Source organism: Nautilia sp. (genome assembly GCF_053994455.1).
The window spans coordinates 1-21,256 of sequence record NZ_JBMYAU010000026.1; the positions used below are offsets into that span (position 1 = coordinate 1).

Here is a 21,256-nt window from a genome sequence, read left to right on the forward strand (position 1 = left end):
GCCCAAGGCCTTATTTCAAACTTTGGAAATTTTGAACCTATTACAGTAACACCAAAAAGAGTTAAAACTACAATACCACCTGTATAAACGAAAATTTGAAATAATCCTAATAATTTTTCATCCATCAAGATATAATAAACACCTAATAAAAACATCATCATTACAAATGCCAACACTGCAGAAACTGTATTTTTCTGGGTTAATGCCATAACAGCCAATATAACTGCCAATGCCAATATTAATACACTCATTATGCATCTCCTTTTGAAGCTTCATTATTTTCAGAGGCAGCTTCTTTAGTTTCTGCTTCAGCTTTTGCTTTAGCTGCTTCTTCAGCTTTTTTCTTAGCTTCCGCTTCGGCCTTTTTCTTAGCTAGCATTTCTGCTTTTTTTCTTGCTTTTTCTTCTTCCTCTTTTTTCTTTTGTTCAATCCAATCTTCCGGAACTTCAGGTTTTACCCAATATTCTTTGATCGCTTCATCTGTCCCATCAGTAATCATCTCAAATGTTCCGCCACTTAGTTTAATCGCTTTTTCCGGCTTTGTAGGACACACATCTTCACAAAGTCCGCAAAAAATACATATACCTAGATTAACTTCCGGCAGAGCTTTTGGTCTTTTGATTGGAAGAGGTTCCATAATAATTGCATCAACCGGACAAATTTTTGCACAAGCTTCACAACCTGTGCAAATATCATACCTAATTTTATGTTTACCTATAAAAATAGGTGAATGATGCATTGTATCATGAGTTACATCTTTAGTTGCTATTCTGGGTTCAGTTAATGCTTTTGTAACCCTTACAACTTTTTCTACTATATTAAAAAACATCTTAAGCTCCTAAAATATATATTTTTGCAAAAATAATCCAGACAAGGTTTAATATTGCAAGAGGAGTTAACCAGCTCCAACAAAATTTAAGCATCTGGTCTAATCTAAGTCTTGGGTTAGACGCTCTAATTGCCACCATAACCACTGCAAGTAGCGCAATTTTCAAAAATAACCACCAAAAGCTATCAAAGAAAAGCCCTTTATACCCCCCAAAGAATAAAACAACTGCAGCGGCGGACACAACAAGCATTTCAGTAAATTCTGCAAATTTTAAAAGAACATAATTTGTCCCTGCATATTCAGTATAGAAACCATAAACGATTTCCTGTTCTGCATCAGGAATATGGAAAGGCGGCTGTTCAAGAATACCAAGCATAGCTATAATAAAAATCACCGCACCAGGTAATAAAATTAAAGTAGTCAGCCATGTATTCTGAGATTGAATTTCATATAAATTCATTGTTCCAAATAATAAAGCCGGTGCTAATGCCGCTAGAAAAAACGGAGCTTCCATCGAAAGCATCTGTGCAAGTATTCTCATACCACCGAGGAATGAATATTTATTGTTTGAACCAAACCCAGTAAGGAATAATAAAAACGGCTCAACACCAATAAGCACTACCAGACCTAAAACACCATACTGAGTATCTAAAATTCCGTGACCGTTATTTATAAGCGGTGTCCAAGGGATTAAAATAACCGGAAGAGCCGCAACTAGAGGCGTAATAATAGGAATAATATTAAATAGATACGGATCAGCACTTTTAGGCGTAATCGATTCCTTTGTCAATAATTTGAATACGTCAAAAACCGTCTGCAAAGTTCCTGCCGGTCCATTAAAATGAGGACCTACCCTTTTATGAATATACGCTAATGTTTTTCTTGCAAAATAAAACACGAAAAATGTCCATGCAAGTAAAAATAATAGACCCGGAAAAACTAAAACATAAAATAACATTGCTCCAATACTCATCATCGCTCCTTATCTATCCAGGTCACCCTGACAGATATGCATACTTCCATAAAGAATAGGAATATCTGAAAGGGTTTTACCTTTTAGTAATTTATCAAGCATCATTGTATGATTTACACTTGGTGCTTTAATTTTAAGTCTGTAAGGACTTGTTGCTTTTTCCTGTGTTACAAGATGCATTAGAATCTCGCCTCTCGCCCACTCAATTCTTGAAACTGCTTCACCTGCTGGCATTCTTTTTGGCATTTTTACTAAATGATCTTTTTTAGGGTCCATTTCACCAGCTTCTACACCTTCTTCTATTTTTGCCATTGCCTGTTTGATTAAATCCATAGCTTGTTCAAGCTCTTTAAATATAATATAAAGTCTATCTCTTGCATCACCATTTTCACATGTCACATAATCCATTTCAAGTTTATCATAAGCAGCATAAGGCTCGTCTATTCTAACATCAACTTTTGCACCGCTCGCTCTTGCTATAGGACCGGCTAAATAATATTCGGCAACATCTTCAACAGTAAACACACCGTTACCTTTAGCTCTTGTATTCATTAACGGATTTTTCATAAAGATATCCGTAATATCGTCTTTTGTATCTTCAAATTTTTTAATTGCTTTGTTTATTCCGTCAAACCAAGCTTTATAATCATTAAGCGGATATCTGACCCCTCCCGGTTCTACGCATGCAGTTGCGATTCTTGCCCCTGAATAGTCTTCAAGAACGTCAAGGAAATATTCCCTTATGTCAAGACACCACATCATAAATGTATGAAGCCCCATTGTCCCGAAAAATCCACCAAGCGAAATCAAGTGAGATGCGATTCTTCCGGTTTCACCTAAAATCACTCTCATATATTTCGCAAATTCGGTAATTTCTTTACCTGCTATTTCCTCAACCGCCTGAGAATAACATATCATCGGATTAGGATTATCCATAAAACATATTCTCTCAACCGCTACAATAGTTCCGATAAAATCTTTTCTCTCAGCCAAATTTTCCAGTGCTCTCCATACATACCCGATATCGGGATCAATTTTTTCAATATTTTCACCGTTGGTATGCACTTTAAGTCTTATAGGACCGCTGGCAGGATGAGTCGGTCCCCAGTTTAGAACCGTTCTACTTCCTTCATGTCCTACATTTTCTTCATATTTCTCATACTCATCAAAATATTCTTCGGTAATATCATTTATGTTCTGTATTAGATTCTGCTCATGAGCTTTCCAGTCAAAATCTTTTCTAAATGGAAACTTACCATAATAATCTTTACTAATTAAGAAATATCTTAAATTCGGATGTCCTTTAAATTTAACTCCAAATGTTGAATATGCCTCAAGTTCATGCCAGTTAGCACTAGGCATTAAAGGTGTAATTGAATCGATTTCACATTTTTCGAGATCTCTTTCGATATCCACTTTAAGCCATACATTTTTTTTACCAAACAAATCTTCTAAAAAGTAGTTTACTTCAATTTTATTCTCATCAATAAAATCCGTCGGACTCACTGTTGAACAAGTTTTAACACCCGCTTGCTTTAAATCTTTTATAACGTTTAATAAATCATTTTTATTTTTAAGTTTGGCTTTCACCCATGTAGATTTGTAATCCTCTACATATTCCATATCATATTTGTTTAAAATATTTTTAATGTTTTCCATGAGAGCCCTTTAAAATTTCATTTGTTTCCAGAGGCCACCCTGACTTGACGCACTTGGCTCGCCTCTTTTGATTTTTTCTTTAAGTTCTTCAAGCCCGGCAATAATTGCTTCCGGTCTTGGAGGACAACCTGCCACAAAAACATCAGCTGGAAGAATTTCAGTCATATTTTTAATAACTGATACAGAATCGTTATATGGTCCTCCGTCGTATGCACAAGCACCTATTGCCACTACATATCTAGGTTCTGGCATCTGTTCATATGTTCTAAGTAAAGCCGGAAGGATTTTTTTACTTACAAGCCCCGTAATAAACATAATATCGGCCTGTCTTGGTGTTGGTGTCATGATATATCCATATCTTTCCCAGTCATATCTAGGCCCCATAGCAGCCAGCATTTCAAGTAAACAACATCCGCTACAAAAATGGACGATCCAAGGAGACTTACTCCTTGCATAATTAAAAAAATCAAGCACTTTTAGCATTTCTATACTCCTTCATACTAATCGTAATGGCTGCAAACAGCAATACACCGAACACCATGGCCCAGTTGAGGGCATCCGGGGAATCAGCAAAAACAAACAGGCTGAAAAACAGTCCGGCCATATCAAACACGATAAAAGCAATTGCGAATATGAAATATCCGAAATTCGCCTTCATAGGAACCTCCGAACTCGGAGGAAGACCGCATTCGAAGTGGTCGTTTTTGATTTCGCTCGGTGCAAGCGGCGCCACCGCAATTCCGAGCAGATAAAGCAAAATCACGCCGAGAAGCGTTCCCGAAGCAAAAAATAAAATTGTTCCCATTAAAACTCCTTTTTGGAAATATTATCAAAATGAATTCGTTACTAATTCAATTTATCAAATTATAAGCGAAAATTATTAATTACACAAATTTTATCTTAATAATGTCTTAATATTAGTTACCTTTAGTAATAAATGAATATTCAGTTATCTTACCATATTTCACACTTTTAAAAAACCCAGCTCCTTTTCTGTGTCAAAAGACGTTCTTTTTTCTTTTTCGATTTCCTCTATAAAATCCTCCGTCTTAAAAACGGGTTTTTTTCTCAGCGCGACCTTTAACGCGGTGTTTTTTATTACAACCTCTATCTGCGCGCCGGTGAGTTCGTACCCGCTGATTTTATCCAGGTCGAAAGAGTCTTCGTATTCGGCTTTTTTAGGAAGTTTCAGTTTCCACAGTTTTTTCCTTTCTCTAAAGGCTGGTTTTTCAAACGGCACCTTATAATCGAACCTCCTTGAAAAGGCCGCGTCAATGTTTTCAAGAAGGTTTGTGGTGGCTATTAAAAGACCGTCGAATTTTTCGAGCTGTTCGAGAAAAATATTCTGCATCTGATTGTGCATTTTATCGGCACTGCTGAAAGAAGAGGTCATTCTTCCGCTTAAAAACTGATCCGCCTCGTTAAGCAGCAAAACGGGTTTCATTTTCAGCTTTTCGCATATCGAATAATATTCATCGAACATTCTTCTTACGTTTTTTTCGCTCTCACCCACATACATAGAGAGTATTCTGCTCGAATCGAGGCTTAAAACCGGCTTTTCGAGCTCTTTGGCCACACTATAGGCCGTTAGCGTCTTACCCGTGCCCGGAGGTCCGTAAAAAATAATTTTAGCCTCAACGTCCGAGCCGCTTTTAATCCCCCACTCTTTTAAAAGGTTTAAAACCCTTTTATCTATCTGTTTTAAAAGAGTGTTTATCATCTCTTTCGTCTTTTTCGGCAAAACCACTTCGTCAAGCCCTTTTTGAGGATAGGTGTAATCGAAAAGACTCTCTTTTACAATATGTTCTATTTTATGGATTTTTTTCGGATGTACGAAATCGTTTAATATTCTTTCGTTAAGAAAATATATTTTCGTATATCCCCCGAAAGCTCCTATAAGCTCGTCGTATTCAAAAATCCCCTCGCTTATGAGTTTAGAGTTGTCGTCAAGCAGCGTCCTGTTTTTTATTCTTTCTATTTCATCCCCGCTTATAAGGTTTAAAAGATAGCTCTGCTCCCTTGCGTTTTCGTTTCCCGAGGTGTACTCTTCCTTTAAAAGGGCAAGAAAAAGAATTTCCTCTTTTTCATTAAGGGCGTTCTCTTCGATAAAATTATGTACGGGAAGTTCGGTTTTCGTTTTTTTTACCTTTTCCCTTATTGTGTTTTCAATAAGTTTCAGCTTGCTCTGAAGCCTTTTTATATTAGCCGATTCCTTTGAATAATTGGCTTTCATTCCACTTAACTGCTCGTATATTTCTATTCTTAAAAACTGATCGTGAAGATATTCGAGATGATCGCTGTAGGGTGTTTTTTCAGGTATCACCACATCAAGGGCGCCCTGTTCCAAAAGTTTTAAAAACGCCACCGACAAAGAGACGGAGGAATTGAAAATTTCAAGGACTCCCAAATCGTTGCTTTTAATCTGTCCCAAACTGCTTATTACTATCCACCCCTCTTCCATTAAGTTTTTTACGAGTTCGGTATATTCGAGCGCTTCTATTTTTTTCTCCGAAAAAAGCTCGGTTAAAAGGGTCCTTACCTTTACATCTTCGTTTCCTTCGATATACTCCTCAAGCATTTTCCTCAAAATCGAAACCTCATCCTCGCTTACAGAGAGCGTTTCGTATATTTCGCTTTTTTTAGGTTCTTTTAAAAAAAGCTTTATATTTTCCGTCATTCATATCCTTTTTGCAAATATAATATAATTTTACCAAAAAAAGGTTTTTTATGCAGTTTATTTATTTTCCCGAACCTTCCCCACGAATAATATTGACCGGAGACGAACATAAATACCTTTTCAAAGTAAGAAGATTCAAAAAAAACGACACCGTAAAAATAAGGACACTCAAAGACGATTACCTGTACGTTTACAAAATAGACGAACTCAACAAAAAAGAAGCTCTGCTCTCTTTAACCGAAAAACAATTAAAACCAAACAGACCGGAGAAATATTTTCACATAGCCTGGTGTATGATAGACCCTAAATACATAGAAAAGACCCTGCCTTCCCTCAATGAAACGGGTGTAAGCAAAATTTCTTTCGTTTACTGCGATTTTTCCCAGAGAAATTTCAAACTGAAACTTGAAAGGATTGAAAAAATATTAATAAATTCCGCACAGCAGTGCGGCAGAAGCGACATTCCGGAAATAGAGATAATAAATTCGAGCAGGGAGTTTTTTGAAAAATACAAAACGTTTTACGCACTCGATTTCGACGGTGAGGAAATTAAATGCGGCTTTTACAGCGAAAAACCGTTTTTAATAGGACCGGAAGGGGGATTCAGCGATAAAGAAAGGGGTTTTTTTAAAAACAAGCTGAAACTCAAAAGCTTTATTTTAAGAAGCGAAACGGCCGCCGTTGCGATTTGCGCCAAAATACTGCTGTAACGGCGAAAAAAGAACCCGGAATTTAAAAATACAAATTAATTTAATTATAATTATAAAAATTTCCTAATTTTAAAAGGCGTATGTATGTATATAGTCGTTATAGAAGACGAAGAGATGCTAAACGATACAATCACCATGTTTTTAAAAAGCGAAGGGTATGAAGTTTCTTCATTTTACAATTTAAAAGATTTTTTCTTTTCAGCCGACACATTTGAAAAACCCGACATAATAATAGCCGATATTTCCCTTCCGGACGGAAATTTTTTAGAAGAAATGAAAAAACACCCGAAAATGGTCGAAGGCGTCAAAACAATGATTATTTCCGGACAGACGGAAATACACAACATTAAAAAAGCCTTCAACCTCGGTGCGGAGGACTTTATAAAAAAACCTTTCGACTATGAGGAAATCCTTCTGAGGATAAATAAAATTTTCAAACAAAAAAATAGCAAAATAACCGACGATGTGTTTTACGACTTCGCTTCCAAAACGCTAACCAAAAACAACGGCAAAATTATTCTTTCAAAAAAAGAATCCGCGGTATTGGAGCTTTTTTTAAAAAACAGAGGAAAAATTTTATCCCCCGAATACATTATGGAAGAAGTATGGGGTGAGAAAGTGGAAAACAACACGCTTACCGTAATGATAAAAAGGGTAAGGGGAAAAATCGGGGACAAAAAAGCCATAGTTTCAAAAAGGGAGCTGGGTTATATTATGTTTTAGTCATTTTTATATCATATAAAGAATGTAAAATTTGCCGAAAGGGCACAAAGTAAAGGAGATTATGTTTTTTAAAAAATCATCACTGGCACAAATTTTTTTTCATGATATAAAAAACAAATTAGGAAGTGTGAAATTCAGTCTTTCCATGCTGAAAAATCCCAATATAAGCACAAAACAGAAAGAAAGCCTGCTTAATTCCCTGCTGATAACAGTTGATAAGGCAATTGACGTTTTTCAGGATTTTATCGAAACGGAAAAATTTAAAAAAGCACGGTTTTTAAAAACGGAAAAACTTGATTTAAAAGATCTTATCAGGGAAATTTTAAATGAGTTCGAACTTGACATAGAAAGAAAAAAAATAGACGTTTTTCCGAATCTTAAAAGCTGTATTATAAAAACAAACAGGGAATGGCTTAAAAAGGCGCTTTCCAACATTATTCACAACAGTATCAAATACAACACCGAAAACGGAAAAATTTTTATCGAAACCGAAAGGCAAAAAAAAGGCTTTTTAATAACTGTAAAAGACAGCGGTGTGGGCATGGACGAAGAAGAAAAGAGAAATCTGTTTAAAAAACACCGAACATCCGGAAAAGAGCACGGCACCGGAATAGGGCTTAATATGTCCAAAGCGGTAATAGAATCTTTCGGCGGCGCAATTGCGTTTAACAGCGCAAAAAACACCGGCAGCGTGTTTTTTATTTATATTCCCAAAAACTCAAAACAAGTAAGACTTAAAAAACTTGCGGCTGCTTTGTCTTCTTTTACCGTTATTTTATTTCTCGGAGCCGATTATTTTCTGTGTCTTATACCCCTAAAAACAAAAATAAGCAAAACACCCACTTCCGTGGTTTACGAACTGCAAAACGGAGTTAGGGCGATAAGCGATAAAAACGATGAAATAAAAATAACGGCATACCGAAATTTATTCAACACCCGTTCAAGAACAAAATTCATCATAAAAAAAGCCGACATAAACATCGATACGGCTTCTAATCGAATAACCGTGGTGGCAAACGGTAAAACAATCAAAAACAGGGGAACGGAATTCGAAACGGTGGTAAAAAAAGATTTTTTTGCCACAAGCGTTTATCAAGGGGAAATAGAAAGTGAAAACAACAAAGTAAAAGAAAACGAAGGTATTATATACAAAAACGAAAATATGTTAAAAGAGATCCTGCCTCCGAAAATAAAAAAAATAACCATAGACACAACCAAAGGTACGGCCGTAGTTTCATGGGAAAGCCGCTATCATAATTTTACTATTGTTTTCTCAAAAGACGAACATTTAAAAAAAACACCCGTTTTCAAATATAAAACCGCAAAAAAAACATTTAACGCGGATTTCTTGCAAGACGGCAAATGGTATGTTTCGGTTCAGAACGAAAAAGATTTTCTTTACTCAAAACCGGCGGTGTCAAGTTTCGTTTCGCTCGGGAACTACGTTAAAGCTTTAAAAGCATATAAAAACGGGGGTTTTGATCTTGCGGAAACATATCTTGATACGAGTTTACACACGATAGGGCACGACAGTTATAAACCGTATATTTTAAAAACGAAAATTCTTATGAAAAAACGAGAATTTTCCGAAGCTTTAAAATATGCAAAAACCGCCTGCTCCTTTTCTAAAAACGAAACCGTTTTATATTATACCGCCCTGCTTTATTACAAAACAAAAAAATACGACGAAAGCATAAACATACTTAAAAATATGAAAAAAAATGCAACTACTTATTCCCTCTTGGCATACGACTATTACGAAAAAGGCGATTTCAGACATGCCAAAACGTATCTGTATAAAACATTGGAGCTAAATGCCGATAATCGAAAAGCACTCGAATATATGATTAACATACAAAAAAAAGAAAAAAACAATTTTTTACTCAAATATTTCGAAAGTAAAATAAAGGAAACCGAATGACGCTTAACGAAGTGGTAAAAAAGTCCGATTTCATATTAACGGAGGGAAATAAAAAAATAGGCAAATTGACACTTGCCCTTTATTACTGCGAAAAAAAAAGAACGGTAATTTTTTCCTCCTATCAAAAATCGGTTTTTTTGAAAAGAATGAGCGCAATAGCGAATTTAAAAGACGACAGTATCCAAACGGCGTTAAGTACGGTAAAATTTTTCACCCTAAAAGAAAACTGGAACGATTACAAAAAACAATACGGAACGGAATATTTATTCGAAGACATTAAAAAAGCAGTTAAAAAACATTCCCCGAAAAACATCGTTTTTCACAGACTGGACATTCTCTTCGGAACAAATTCGCAGCAGGAGGTTTCCTTTTTTATGAAACAACTCAATATTTTTCAAAAAGAAAACAGGTGTAAAGTTTTCATAACGGTAATCCCCAACGGCGAAAACGAATCAACCATAGAAACGATTGAGGATTTTTGTGATTTGAATCTAGAAATACAAAAAGACAAAAACAGAATAATAAACGTAAAAAACTCCATTTTTCCTGTAAAACCTGAAAAATACCTGTTCTTATATGACAACGAAATAAAAATAACTCCTTATGAAAAAAATCCAACAACACAAAAAAAAGCGATTAACGTTTTGATAATCAGTGAAAACGAAGAACTTATAAATTTACACAAATACGTTTTTAACAGTAAATATTTTTTCGTGGACGAAGCGAAAAACATTTCCGAAATAATCAACAAAATACTTTCAGCCCCGGATTTGATAATATACAATCCAAAAGAAGAACATTTGGATATGAGCGTATGCAACACTCTCAAACAGCAGAGCATCCCCTCAAAATTAATCTATATAGCACAGACCGAATACGTCAGAACCGAAGACAAAATGAAAGCGCTCGAGTCAGGGTGCTATGAAATTTTTCCTGAAAATTTTGCACTGGGGGAATATATTCTTGAAATTGAAAAAATGCTGGATTTCAATTTTTACACACCCGTTTTAAACAGGCTTTTTATTAATAAGATTTTCAACGACATAAAAAGTTTCTGTGACGTTTTAGACTCCTTATATGAAGAAAAAGTTTTTTTTACAATTTTAAAATTCGAATCCGATTCGTCCCCGGAAAAATACGTAAAAAAACTCAGAAACACCGACATACTTTTTTATGATCAGAACAAAAGCCTGTTTATAATATGTCTCATCAATTTGAGAAAAAGAAACATAAAACCGGTTTTTAATAAACTTTTTTTGAAAGAAACGCCCGATGTCACGCTTTATGAAACGTATCAGTGGCCCGATGTGAAAGAGGAGATCTGCAAATGAAAAAATTTATCTTCCTGCTGTGTTTCGTCATACTTTCGGCTCTCGAAGTGGATGTTAAAGACCTTGAAAAAAAAGTAGCCGCCGATCCGGACGACATTAAAAACAGGATAATACTTGCAAGTTACTGCATAAAACGGGGAAACTACGAAAAAGCCGACAAATACGTTCAAGAGGTTTTAAAAAAGGATCCGGACAACGATTATGCAAAAAAAATGCAAGAAAAATTAAAAGCTTTTTTTATATACGACAGAATCGTAAAAAAATACAAAAACAAAAACGGCGCCTTAAAAACACTTTACGAAAAAGGGGAATACAAAGAACTTATAAAATTATACGGAGCGCTTGAAAAACTTTCTAAAATTTCAGGTACATCCCCTGCAAACAGAATCAACACCGCCAGGGCGGCCATGTGGCTCGGTAAATATAAAACCTCCCTGCATATTTTAGACACCGTCAAAAACAAAAAAAACATAGATTATTACGAGATAAAGGCCTATGACCTATTTTTCCTGCAAAATTACATCAGTTCAGAAAAATATTTCAAGATTTTATATAAAACAACGGGAGAAAGCACCTATGCCGAAAAGCTTATTGAAATATACCTGAATATCGGCGATATAAATTCCGCTCAGAAACTTTTATTCACATTAAAAAGAACAAAACCGCAAACGGCTAAAAAATACGAAACGAAAATAAAAAAAATACGGGAAAGCCGAATTGAAACTTTAAAGAAAAACTACAAAAAAAAGCCCTCTTTCGAAAATCTTGAAAAACTTGTTTACGCAATATTCGACACTTCCCCGGAAGAATCCGTCAAACTCGTAAAAAAATACATGATGTCACATCCCGAAGACAAAAGGGCAATAATATTCATAGCAAAACTGCTAACCTGGAGCGGAAACAATAAAGAGGCGTTAAAATACCTAAGCGAATTCCGAAACACCGATAATGCGGAAGCAAAACTGTTAATGGGAAAAATTCTGGCCTGGCAGGGTGATTTCGACAAAGCGGTTATATATTTAAGCGACGTATACGAACACGGAAACGACAAACAGAAATACGAAGCCGAAAAAATGATAGGTTACGTGTATTTTTGGCGGGGCGACAAAAAAGAAGCAAAAAAAGTCTTTACATCCGTACACAAAAAAAACCCGAACGACGAAGATGTAAAAGAAGCGTTAATGGTGCTCGAAAACAATGTAAAGCCTCTAATAAAAAAATATACAAAACTGCTGCAAAAGAACCCCGGGAACGAAGAGTTCATATTAAAACTCGGAGATTACCATTATATGCTGGGCAATTACGACAAAGCGGCGAAATACTATGAAAAATATCTTGAAATCCATCCTGAAAAAACAGAAATATATAAAACGTTAGGAGACATTTACCTGAAACTGAAAAATTATTACAAAGGATACGGAGACTGGGAATATTATGCCAATAAAAAAAACACTCCCGAAGCATACCTCGAACTTGCAAAAAGGTATTACTGGAACGGCTTTAACAAGGAGGCCCTGAAAGTGCTGGACGAACTTCTCAAAAAATATCCGCAATACAAACCTGCTTCCGGTTTAAAGGCGAAAATACTGAAAATAAACCCCAGATTCATAAATTCAAGCACTTCGGCCACAATAGACGAATATTACAATAAAAGAAGCTCCGCAATTCTCGCCTTAGGAGAAAGGGCGTATTTCGTCGGTTTATACGAAAGCGCCGCCGAATATTACAAAGAATATCTTTTTTTAAAACCGAATGATTACGACGTAAGGGAAAAATACGCCTTTTCTCTTGAACATTCCAGGCAGTATGCAAAAGCGGCCGGGGAGTTTTATTTGCTCATGTGGTACAAAAAAACACCTTTGATAGAGTATCATTACGCTTTCAACCTGCAAAAAACAGGTAAAATAAAAAAGGCGAAGGAAATATATCTCCGGCTTCTTCAAAACATTCCCAAACCGGTTCCAGATTTTATCAAAAAGTTTTTAAACGAATGGAAAAAAGCGTGGGAAAGTATGGATTTTCAACGATATGCTTCCTTTTATTCCGAAAACATATCACAAAATATTTACTGGAGGTTAAAAAAACAGTCCATTTTCAAAAAAGCCTCCTTTATAAACGTGGGAATATATGATCCCGTACTGATTTTTGAAAAAAACGGCATTTATAAAATCAGATTCTTTCAAGTATACGCTTCTGCGCCAAAAAAAGACAAGGGATACAAAACTTTGGAGATAAAATGTAAAAACAAAATATGCAAAATCATAAAAGAAACATGGAAGAAAGGAAAATACATACCTTACAGCAAAAACAACTCTTTTAAAAAATACATACAAAAAAACCTCAATTTAATCGAGAGAAAAAAAACCGAAATAAAATTTATAAAAAAACCGTATACCTCGTTAAACAAGGATATAAAAAAAAACGGACTGCTGTTGGCTGCTAATTTAAAAACGTCAAAAAAAGAAGAAAGCAAAGCGCTCGATTACCTTTATCTTAAAAACGTCGAAGCGACGCAAAAAAACGTAATTCAGCAAAATTTAGATAAAATATCCTCTGCTGAAAAAACCGCACAGGGGTATGTGTGGACGGCCTCTTTTACCGCAGAGTATTACCAAGACAACCAAAATACAAAAATGCTGACAAAAAAATATGTTTTAAAAAAACGGAATCTGTTTTTGTTTTATAAAAACTACACTCTCACACAGACATCGAATAAAAAAGGGTTTTTATACGGGGCGGGTATAGAGCTAAACTCTTTTTTATTCGATGTTTTCAGAGATAAAAGCGGAAAAAAAAACATAGGCTGGGACATACGATATTCACTCTCCCGTCCGGAAGGCTTCACACTGTTTTTCAACAGACACAACCTTGTTTATTCCAGAAAAAACGTATGTGCGGCTAATTTCAGCAAAATAAAAGCTGAGGTCACATCATCCTCAAAAAACATATGGTGGTCTCTTGCTTATGAAAGAATAGACGACTCGAACAACGCACTTACACCGCAGCTCGAATACGACATTAAATCATTTTCTTACGGTACAGTACCTTTTACGGCATATTTTTCAGGATGGTACCAGTTTAATACGAAACAGACGGCATGTTACTATTCCCCAAAAAAAAGCGATACCAATATACTGGGGATAAAGACCCAAAAAAATTTAGGAATCTTTAAAATTTTACTAAAAGGCGGGATAGGATACAGTTTTTTCGATAATACATACGTATACAAAATTGCGTTCCGCACAAAAAACAACAACCGTAAAAAATTTCTTCTGGATCTGATGTGCGAATACAGCAACACATCCCCCGTCAGTAAGAATTCCGATTACAAAAGTCTGGAATGTAAGCTAGAAGCGAGTAAAAAATGGTGAAAAAACTGATAATAATACCGGTAAGCGTTTTTCTGCTGTTACTCCTCGGTTATGTATTATACGCACTTTATACGGATTTCGCAAACATAAAAAACATTTTTTTAAAAACGGGAGTTGTAGTAATTTTGTTTTTTACATCCGTAATAATATTCAGATATATGTTTTTACTCTTTTTTTCAATACTTAAACTTATATTCAAATCTTCCTATGACTGGGATATGTCACAAATCTCCACACACAGAAAGGTTACGATAATAGTGCCGGCCTATAACGAAGAGGTCGTAATAGAAACATCCATAAAATCACTTTTAAAACAGACTTATCCTAATCTTGAAATTTTAGTCGTTGACGACGGTTCAAGCGACCAGACATACACAAAGGCGAAAAAATTCGAGTTTCAAAAAGGAAGACGTTCGTTAAGGGTTTTGACAAAACCTAACGGAGGAAAGGCAAAAGCCATAAATTTCGGCATAGAACATTCAAAAGGCTCTTTAATCATGGTGGTTGATGCTGATTCCAAACTGGATAACAATGCCGTTTTGCTCATGAGCAGATATTTTGACGACGAAGAAATAGCGGCGGTGGCAGGTTCTGTTTACGTAAGCAATCAAAACAACGTATGGACAAAACTTCAGGCACTCGAATATATCGAAGGGCTTAATATGGTAAGAAACGGACAGGCCTTTTTAAAACTCGTAAACATAATTCCCGGTCCTATAGGAATGTTCAGAAAAAACTCGCTTTATGACGTAGGTCTTTATGACAGCGACACGTATGCAGAAGACTGTGACGTAACCTTAAAACTTATTACCAAAGGTTATAAAATAGATTTCGAACCCGATGCTGTCGCATATACGGAAGCACCGGAAAACCTGCTTGATCTTATTAAACAGCGCTACAGATGGACAAGAGGTATTTTACAGGCCATTAAAAAACACAAATCCCTTCTGTGGCATTTTAAAATAAATCCCGCAGCCACTTTTACGATGTGGTATATGTTATTCGAATCGGTATTCTGGCCTTTTATGGACGTATGGACAAACATGTTCATTATATACGTATCCCTGAGTTCCGGTTTTAGCGTACTGATTGTTTACTGGTGGAGTCTGTTTACGGTTCTCGACGTAACCGGCGCCCTTTACTGTGTACTTGTAACCGGTGAGAAAATTTCGTTAATATTTTATGCCGTTTATTACAGACTGTTTTTTATTCAGATAATTAACGTAGCGAAAATATTTTCAACTTTTGAAGAATGGTTCGGTATAGAGATGAACTGGGGAAAACTGGAGAGAAAAGGGAATTTATGAATATTTTGTCATTTTTGGCCATGCTTATTCTGATAATAACTATAATTACACTTATATTCGGTGTAATCGCATATTTTTTATACAAAACAAGAGAAGCGAAAAAAAAGAAAACCGGTAAAAAACCGAGCTATAAAGAGGTGTTAGATGAAACAGGCGAAGAGTATTTATTTTTCGAAGAGTGATTCCCCCGGAGTGTTTTCGGTAATAAGCGCCTTTATACTCATACTGCTCACTTCGGGCTATATCGTGTATCAATTTCTTCCCAAAAACCAGAATTTCGTTTTCATACCATTCACAAAAGAACAAAACATTTACATACTTCAATCCGTCGAAAACGAAAATTACCTTAAAAGAATAAACATATCCCCGAAATCTTACATAAAAGGGATTAAACGGTTTGCAAAAAAACTTTCTTTTACAAACACCCCTATTAAAATAATAAACGAACACGATATTAAAACACTGAACAAAAACGATATTTTATTTATACTTGACGATTATTACATCTCCGAACAGACCCTTAAAAACATAGAAAATTTTCTTAAAAAAGGCGGAAATTTACTGTTTAATTACCATTTCGGATATTTTAAAGAAAACAGATTCGTAAAAGCCTCCAATATAGAAAAAATCACCGGTTTAAAATACATAACGGAAGCATTTTCAAAAAACAATTCCAAATTTTTCATACCGAAAATTTTATCACCCCTTTTGCTAGGTGAAAACGGAAAAAGGCACGACCTGATAATCTACGGAAACGATCTGCTCCCGATTTTCGAATCTTCTTCCACTCCGGATGCGATAATCACAAACTGGGCGATTACATCAACCCCCATATTAAACGGGAAAATGTTAAAAACAAACCAATCGGGAATTATATGGCACGGTTTTTACAAGAAAGGGAAATGGTTTTATTTTTCTTTCCCGGGTTACGTTTTTCTCGATATGCCCTCAAAAGTGTTTAAAAAATATTTCACAAACATATTCTCATATATGCAAAACGGATGCGTTTTGGCCAAATATCCTTTTATAGACAGTAAAAATGCCGTTTTTATTTCCGAAGACACGGAATATAAATACGAAAATATGATCCGCTTTGCAAAACTCGCACACAGCAAAAACATTCCCGTAACACTCTTTTGTGTAGCCAAACTGGCACAAAAATATAAAAAAATGACTAAAATCGCTTCTGATTTCAACAATGTGGAAATAGGTTCACACAGTTATTCGCACACAAAAATAATGGGGGAAAATATAGACAAGGTAAAAACGGAAATAGTAGGTTCGAAAAAAATACTTGAAAACATAACAGAAAAAAAAATATACGGTTTCCGTCCCCCAAGAGAAGAAATCGACAAAACAATGGAAAATTTTTTAAGAGAAGCGGGCTATGAATATTTAATGGAAAAAACAAAATACTATCTGCTTCCCAAAGAAGAATACAAACATCTTATAACAATATCGAGGCACGGAACGGATGATTATATATATTTAATGAATCTTGAGTGGAACAAGGAAAAAATCCTTGCAAAAATAATTCAGGAAACTGAAATGCTAACCTCCGTAAACGCGGTTTACACACTAAGCATACACACCCATCTTCTAAGCTACAAATCAAATATCGAAGTAATAAAAGAATATTTCGATTATCTCAAAGCCCACAGAGAACTAATCCCGTTAAAGGGAAGGGAAATTACCTCCCGTATAAAACTCAACGGCAACATCAAATTGACAAAACAGGAATTCAACGATAAAATATTTATATATATAAACAATAAAAACGATATTGAAATTAAAAATTTTACATTAAGAATATACTGGCCGAATTTAAAAAAGATTAATTTAATACCCGAAATTTCAAGCGTTAAAATAGATATAATCAGACAAAACGGAAAAGAAAAATACACGGACGTCAGAATAAAAGAATTAAAGCCTTATTCGACTATATCTTTAATATTGGAAAACAGTGATGATTAAAAAAATATTAATATCCCTTTTGACATTAAAAACAGCTTTTGCGTTTTACGTAGGGGTGGGCGAATTTACCGCCTGCAGCTGCAATAACAAAAGCTGTTATTATAAAAATTGCCCATTCGAAAAAAGAAAACCTCTTTACCGCTTTTTCAAAAAAGAAGCCCCTAATGTAAATTCGTTTTCGGTTTGGATAACCAGAAACTGGCGGGAAAACTGGTACCCGGCCGAAACGGTAAATAAATTCATACGTCACGGATATACACCCATTTTTATTTTTTACTGGTTTGCCGACGACATTTCCCCCTCTTTCGTAAAGAAAAACAAACAAAAATATTTCAGTACGTTAAATTCTTTTGCAAAATACCTACAAAAAATAAAAGGAAAAGTTATTGTGATATTGAATCCCGAATATAATGAAAACGGAATGCACAACTCACGTTTTTTCGATTTTATTCAGGCGGAATCCATTCTCATCCTGAAAAAAAGAAAAAACACATCAGTAGGCATCTGCCCCGGTGATTTCGGAAATTACGACCTGTTATGGGACGAACAGAACTGGGAAACATTCGCCCCTTCTATGAAAATAAGCTCCAAACTGGCAGATTTTATCGCTTTTCAGGAAATGAGGGCGCTTACAAAAAACAAAAAACACCAAATCAAACAAACCCCTTTAAGGGCCCTCGCCTTCGCAACCTATTTGCACAAAAAATATAAAAAACCCACCTTTTTGGCTTATTTGGCGGTTTCAAGTTATAAAGACGAAAACCTTCAGGCATACGTATTTAAAAAATTTGCAAAACTTATGCCGCTTTTCAAACATACGGCTTCATTAATCGGATTTAATGTGTTTCATTATATAGACGTACCGAATCATAAAGGTTTTTTTTCCACCGCCGAACAATATTTCGGATTAAAAACGGCCGATGGGATGAAAAAACCTTCTTTTAACGAATTTTTAAAAATCAAATAACGTTCAGTATTATCCCGGCAAGATTTAAAGCCTTGCTTCTGTGCGAGATTTTTCTCTTTATACTTTCATCAAGTTCTCCGAGCGTTTTTTCGAACCCCTCCGGAATAAACATAGGATCATAACCGAATCCCTCTTCCCCCCTCGCCTCGTCTATTACATACCCATGCATAAAACCGTGCACGGTAAAAACCCCGTAAACAGACGCGACGGCCACGGCCGCCGTATAAAAAGCGGGGGTTTTTTTTATTCCCCTTTTTTTAAGCTCACTTATAAGTTTATTAAGATTTTCTCTGTCATCAGCCCCCCTGCCGGCATACCTTGCCGAATAAATACCCGGTGCGCCTCCCAAAGCGGGCACGCTAATACCGCTGTCGTCGGCCAGAACTATGCTGCCCGGCAGTTTTTCATAAACCGCTTTTGCCTTTATTACGGCGTTTTGTTTAAAACTTTCCCCCGTCTCTTCTATCTCAAACGGTTCAGTAAGTTCCGTAAACGCAACAACCTCGTCGTTTTTGAAAAATTTTTTAATTTCTTTTATCTTCCCTTTGTTCGAACTTGCTATCACTATTTTCATTTTTCTCCTTTAAACCTTACCAGAAACATACCGCAAAAACTTTTATTGTCATAAATTTCCACCCTGTAAAGGGTGTTTTTTTTGTCAACGGCATATTTTTTCATAAGTTCATTTTTGGTTATTTTAACATTTGCTTCGTTTTTTTTAGACGAATAGCCTATAACGTTTACCCTTTTGGCGCTTAATACCTTAAAATATTTTTTAACCTCCACAATGCTCGGTATTTTTACGGTTCTTTCATTTCCGTCTATTTCTACGGTTATTTCGTTTAACCTGCAATAGTTTTTAAAATACTGTGGATACAGCACCGCAAGCCTGTGAAAACCTTCGTACAGCACGTAATAATTCTTTTCTTTCACCACCGTCACAAGCGGATTTTCACTTGTAAAAACGATTTTGTCGGACGTCACGGGAAAAAACCTTATAACTTTGTCTATTCCGCGTAAGGGCAAAACGGTATTTCCGTTTATTATAACCTCATCGTCTCTTTTTAGAAGTTTTTTAATATTCGGTATGTTTAAATCAAAACTTCTTTGATATTTTATTCCAACAATTTTCATAAACTCCTCAATAGCTCTGAGCTGATAATAAATTTTTGTGGGAAGGTCTTTTATGTTTTTGCTCGTTTCTATGGCAAAAGCGGGCTTGTTGTGCGTTATTGCAAAATATGTCAGCGACAGCCTCATCTGTTCGTCTTTAAATTTTGTTTTTGTGTTTTTTACGTTGAAAAAATGGTAATTTTTTTTCAAATCGGTATTTAGCGTTTCGGACACTTTTCTGGCTATATCGCCAAGATTGCCGAACTTGCCGGTTTTTATCTTTTCCTGATCAATTATACAGGTCTGTCCCCATGCCGCAGGGTTGAAAATTGAATTCTGCCATGAGTTTCTGTAAAAACCGTGGCCGTCATGAAGGTTTAAAACCATATCCACACGGGGGTTTAATATTATCTTTTTAATATCTTTTACTATTTCGTAATCTTTGTCTTTTTTTGAAATAAAAGCGAATTTTCTGTTCATATCCCCGTACACGCCTCTTCTGAACTTTATTATGGAATCAAAGTTCAGATTAGGCACCACCCACAAAGAGCCTTTTTCAATTTTATAATACCTGACCAAAAAAGAAGGGGCGTAATATCCCCCCGGTTCGTTGCCGTGTATCCCGCCTATCACAAGAAGCGTGTTTCCTGGGAAAGTCCCTTCTTTTTTATAAAGCTTAAAATGCAGACTGGCTGCAAAAGCCCAAACGGACAAGAATAAAATAAAAAACTTTTTCATTATTTCTCCGCAATAATTTTTAAACCGTCAGCGGTAAATTTTACGAAAATTTCTTTATTACCGCTGTATTTGTAATTGTCCGAAATATATCTTTCAAACATATCGACCCTGAAAATTTTCCTATGATCAATATTCTGATAGGGGATTATGCTTATGTCGTTAAAAAATATTTTTACGTGCTGATGTTTTTTGTTTTCAAAAACTCTTTTTTTATATCTTAAAAACTCTTCAAGGTTTTTACCGTCGATTTTTCTAAATTTTTCGTCATAAAAACTTTTATATGTTTCAAAATCGCTCTGTCTCCACGCTTTTCTCCATCTGTAAATAAAAGCCAGTATGTCGGCAATTTCTTTTTTGGTGGTCGTTAGGGGTTTTTCTTCGCTTATTAAAAGGAACGTTTTTTGGTAATTTATTTCATTTTTAAGTTTTTCGAGCATATCGTTATCCATCACTATACAGCCTCTTGTGTTGTTGTCGTCCCTCTCCCTTTTAATAGGCACACCGTGTATCCAGATACCGTGTCCGTTTTTATTGTTTATTTTATCGAACATATTAGGATATCCCGTCACAAATGCAAAAGGACCGTAAAAAGTGTTGACGTTGTTTATAAGGGCTTTTAACCTGTAAACTCCTATAGGCGTTTTTAAATCCCCTTCTTTTCTTTTATCGCCGTCGAGGCCCGTTAAAACGTTTATCCGATCAAGAAGCTCGATTTTTCCGGTATTTTCTTTATATACCTCTAAAATCTTTTCTTTTTTTATACATACCAAAATGTTTTTTTCCGATTCGTAATAGCCCCATTTTACATTTTTGTCTTTCAGTCTTTCAAGCCAGTAAGAATCCGAACATAACAGCTTTTCAATTTTATCGGCAAGAGTTTTTTCCCCTTCGTACCTGTATGTGTCGATTAGACTGTATGAATACAAAAACACTGCCGCAAAAAAAATCAAAAATCTCACCGTT

General features: G+C 35.5%; 19 protein-coding genes. 9 read left to right on the plus strand and 10 right to left on the minus strand.

Translation table 11 applies throughout. The features are described from left to right. The 7 genes from ACXJIE_RS01755 to ACXJIE_RS01785 form a co-directional block, all read right to left on the minus strand. A partial coding sequence (locus ACXJIE_RS01755) for an NADH-quinone oxidoreductase subunit J family protein (RefSeq protein ID WP_456479262.1) occupies positions 1–251 on the minus strand: 251 nt, incomplete at its 3' end. After that, the gene (locus tag ACXJIE_RS01760) at positions 251–829 is read right to left on the minus strand and encodes a 4Fe-4S binding protein (RefSeq protein WP_456479263.1); all 579 of its coding nucleotides are present in this window, start codon (positions 827–829) and stop codon (positions 251–253) included. The genes ACXJIE_RS01755 and ACXJIE_RS01760, both read right to left, overlap by 1 nt. A gap of 1 nt (position 830) precedes the next feature. Next, positions 831–1,802, minus strand: coding sequence for a complex I subunit 1/NuoH family protein (locus tag ACXJIE_RS01765; protein WP_456479264.1), 972 nt, complete (start codon positions 1,800–1,802; stop codon positions 831–833). A 9-nt stretch (positions 1,803–1,811) separates the two neighbouring features. Then, entirely contained in the window at positions 1,812–3,461 is a 1,650-nt protein-coding gene (locus ACXJIE_RS01770; protein ID WP_456479265.1) for an NADH-quinone oxidoreductase subunit D-related protein, read from the minus strand. A gap of 9 nt (positions 3,462–3,470) precedes the next feature. Then, positions 3,471–3,944: an NADH-quinone oxidoreductase subunit B gene (locus ACXJIE_RS01775; RefSeq protein WP_456479266.1), complete on the minus strand. Its 474-nt coding sequence runs from the start codon at positions 3,942–3,944 to the stop codon at positions 3,471–3,473. Next, positions 3,928–4,266 (minus strand): NADH-quinone oxidoreductase subunit A, encoded by a 339-nt coding sequence (locus tag ACXJIE_RS01780; protein WP_456479267.1) that lies wholly within the window; start codon positions 4,264–4,266, stop codon positions 3,928–3,930. Before ACXJIE_RS01780 ends, ACXJIE_RS01775 begins: the two co-directional genes overlap by 17 nt. Before the next feature lie 159 nt (positions 4,267–4,425). Beyond that, a complete protein-coding gene (locus ACXJIE_RS01785) occupies positions 4,426–6,138 on the minus strand; it encodes an ATP-binding protein (RefSeq protein ID WP_456479268.1) in 1,713 nt (570 codons plus the stop codon). Positions 6,139–6,188: 50 nt separating this feature from the next. Here ACXJIE_RS01785 and ACXJIE_RS01790 point away from each other — a divergent pair, with 50 nt between their 5' ends. From ACXJIE_RS01790 to ACXJIE_RS01830, 9 genes are all read left to right on the plus strand, one after another. After that, entirely contained in the window at positions 6,189–6,848 is a 660-nt protein-coding gene (locus ACXJIE_RS01790) for a 16S rRNA (uracil(1498)-N(3))-methyltransferase (protein ID WP_456479269.1), read from the plus strand. Between the two features lie 84 nt (positions 6,849–6,932). Next, positions 6,933–7,571, plus strand: coding sequence for a response regulator transcription factor (locus ACXJIE_RS01795; RefSeq protein ID WP_456479270.1), 639 nt, complete (start codon positions 6,933–6,935; stop codon positions 7,569–7,571). Between the two features lie 61 nt (positions 7,572–7,632). After that, positions 7,633–9,492 carry an ATP-binding protein gene (locus tag ACXJIE_RS01800; protein WP_456479271.1) on the plus strand — a complete coding sequence of 620 codons (1,860 nt, stop codon included), beginning with the start codon at positions 7,633–7,635 and terminating at the stop codon, positions 9,490–9,492. Further along, on the plus strand, positions 9,489–10,823 hold the full coding sequence (locus tag ACXJIE_RS01805) for a hypothetical protein (RefSeq protein ID WP_456479272.1): 1,335 nt from the start codon (positions 9,489–9,491) through the stop codon (positions 10,821–10,823). The genes ACXJIE_RS01800 and ACXJIE_RS01805 overlap by 4 nt, the downstream gene beginning before the upstream one ends. Further along, a complete protein-coding gene (locus ACXJIE_RS01810) occupies positions 10,820–14,194 on the plus strand; it encodes a tetratricopeptide repeat protein (RefSeq protein ID WP_456479273.1) in 3,375 nt (1,124 codons plus the stop codon). Before ACXJIE_RS01805 ends, ACXJIE_RS01810 begins: the two co-directional genes overlap by 4 nt. Then, positions 14,188–15,501 (plus strand): glycosyltransferase family 2 protein, encoded by a 1,314-nt coding sequence (locus tag ACXJIE_RS01815; protein WP_456479274.1) that lies wholly within the window; start codon positions 14,188–14,190, stop codon positions 15,499–15,501. The genes ACXJIE_RS01810 and ACXJIE_RS01815 overlap by 7 nt, the downstream gene beginning before the upstream one ends. Beyond that, complete coding sequence (locus tag ACXJIE_RS01820) at positions 15,498–15,683, plus strand: hypothetical protein (protein ID WP_456479275.1); 186 nt, start codon at positions 15,498–15,500, stop codon at positions 15,681–15,683. The genes ACXJIE_RS01815 and ACXJIE_RS01820 overlap by 4 nt, the downstream gene beginning before the upstream one ends. After that, entirely contained in the window at positions 15,646–17,475 is a 1,830-nt protein-coding gene (locus tag ACXJIE_RS01825; RefSeq protein ID WP_456479276.1) for a polysaccharide deacetylase family protein, read from the plus strand. The genes ACXJIE_RS01820 and ACXJIE_RS01825 overlap by 38 nt, the downstream gene beginning before the upstream one ends. Beyond that, positions 17,468–18,442, plus strand: coding sequence for a hypothetical protein (locus ACXJIE_RS01830; RefSeq protein ID WP_456479285.1), 975 nt, complete (start codon positions 17,468–17,470; stop codon positions 18,440–18,442). The genes ACXJIE_RS01825 and ACXJIE_RS01830 overlap by 8 nt, the downstream gene beginning before the upstream one ends. Here the strand turns inward: ACXJIE_RS01830 and rdgB are convergent. Genes rdgB through ACXJIE_RS01845 form a run of 3 tightly spaced genes read right to left on the minus strand, consistent with a single transcriptional unit; the run spans position 18,435 to position 21,252 of the window. Further along, complete coding sequence (rdgB, locus tag ACXJIE_RS01835) at positions 18,435–19,016, minus strand: RdgB/HAM1 family non-canonical purine NTP pyrophosphatase (RefSeq protein ID WP_456479277.1); 582 nt, start codon at positions 19,014–19,016, stop codon at positions 18,435–18,437. The two genes, ACXJIE_RS01830 and rdgB, sit on opposite strands and share 8 nt — an antisense overlap. Beyond that, positions 19,013–20,293, minus strand: coding sequence for a M14 family metallopeptidase (locus tag ACXJIE_RS01840; protein ID WP_456479278.1), 1,281 nt, complete (start codon positions 20,291–20,293; stop codon positions 19,013–19,015). Before ACXJIE_RS01840 ends, rdgB begins: the two co-directional genes overlap by 4 nt. Next, complete coding sequence (locus tag ACXJIE_RS01845; RefSeq protein WP_456479279.1) at positions 20,293–21,252, minus strand: L,D-transpeptidase family protein; 960 nt, start codon at positions 21,250–21,252, stop codon at positions 20,293–20,295. Before ACXJIE_RS01845 ends, ACXJIE_RS01840 begins: the two co-directional genes overlap by 1 nt. Positions 21,253–21,256 lie beyond the last annotated feature (4 nt).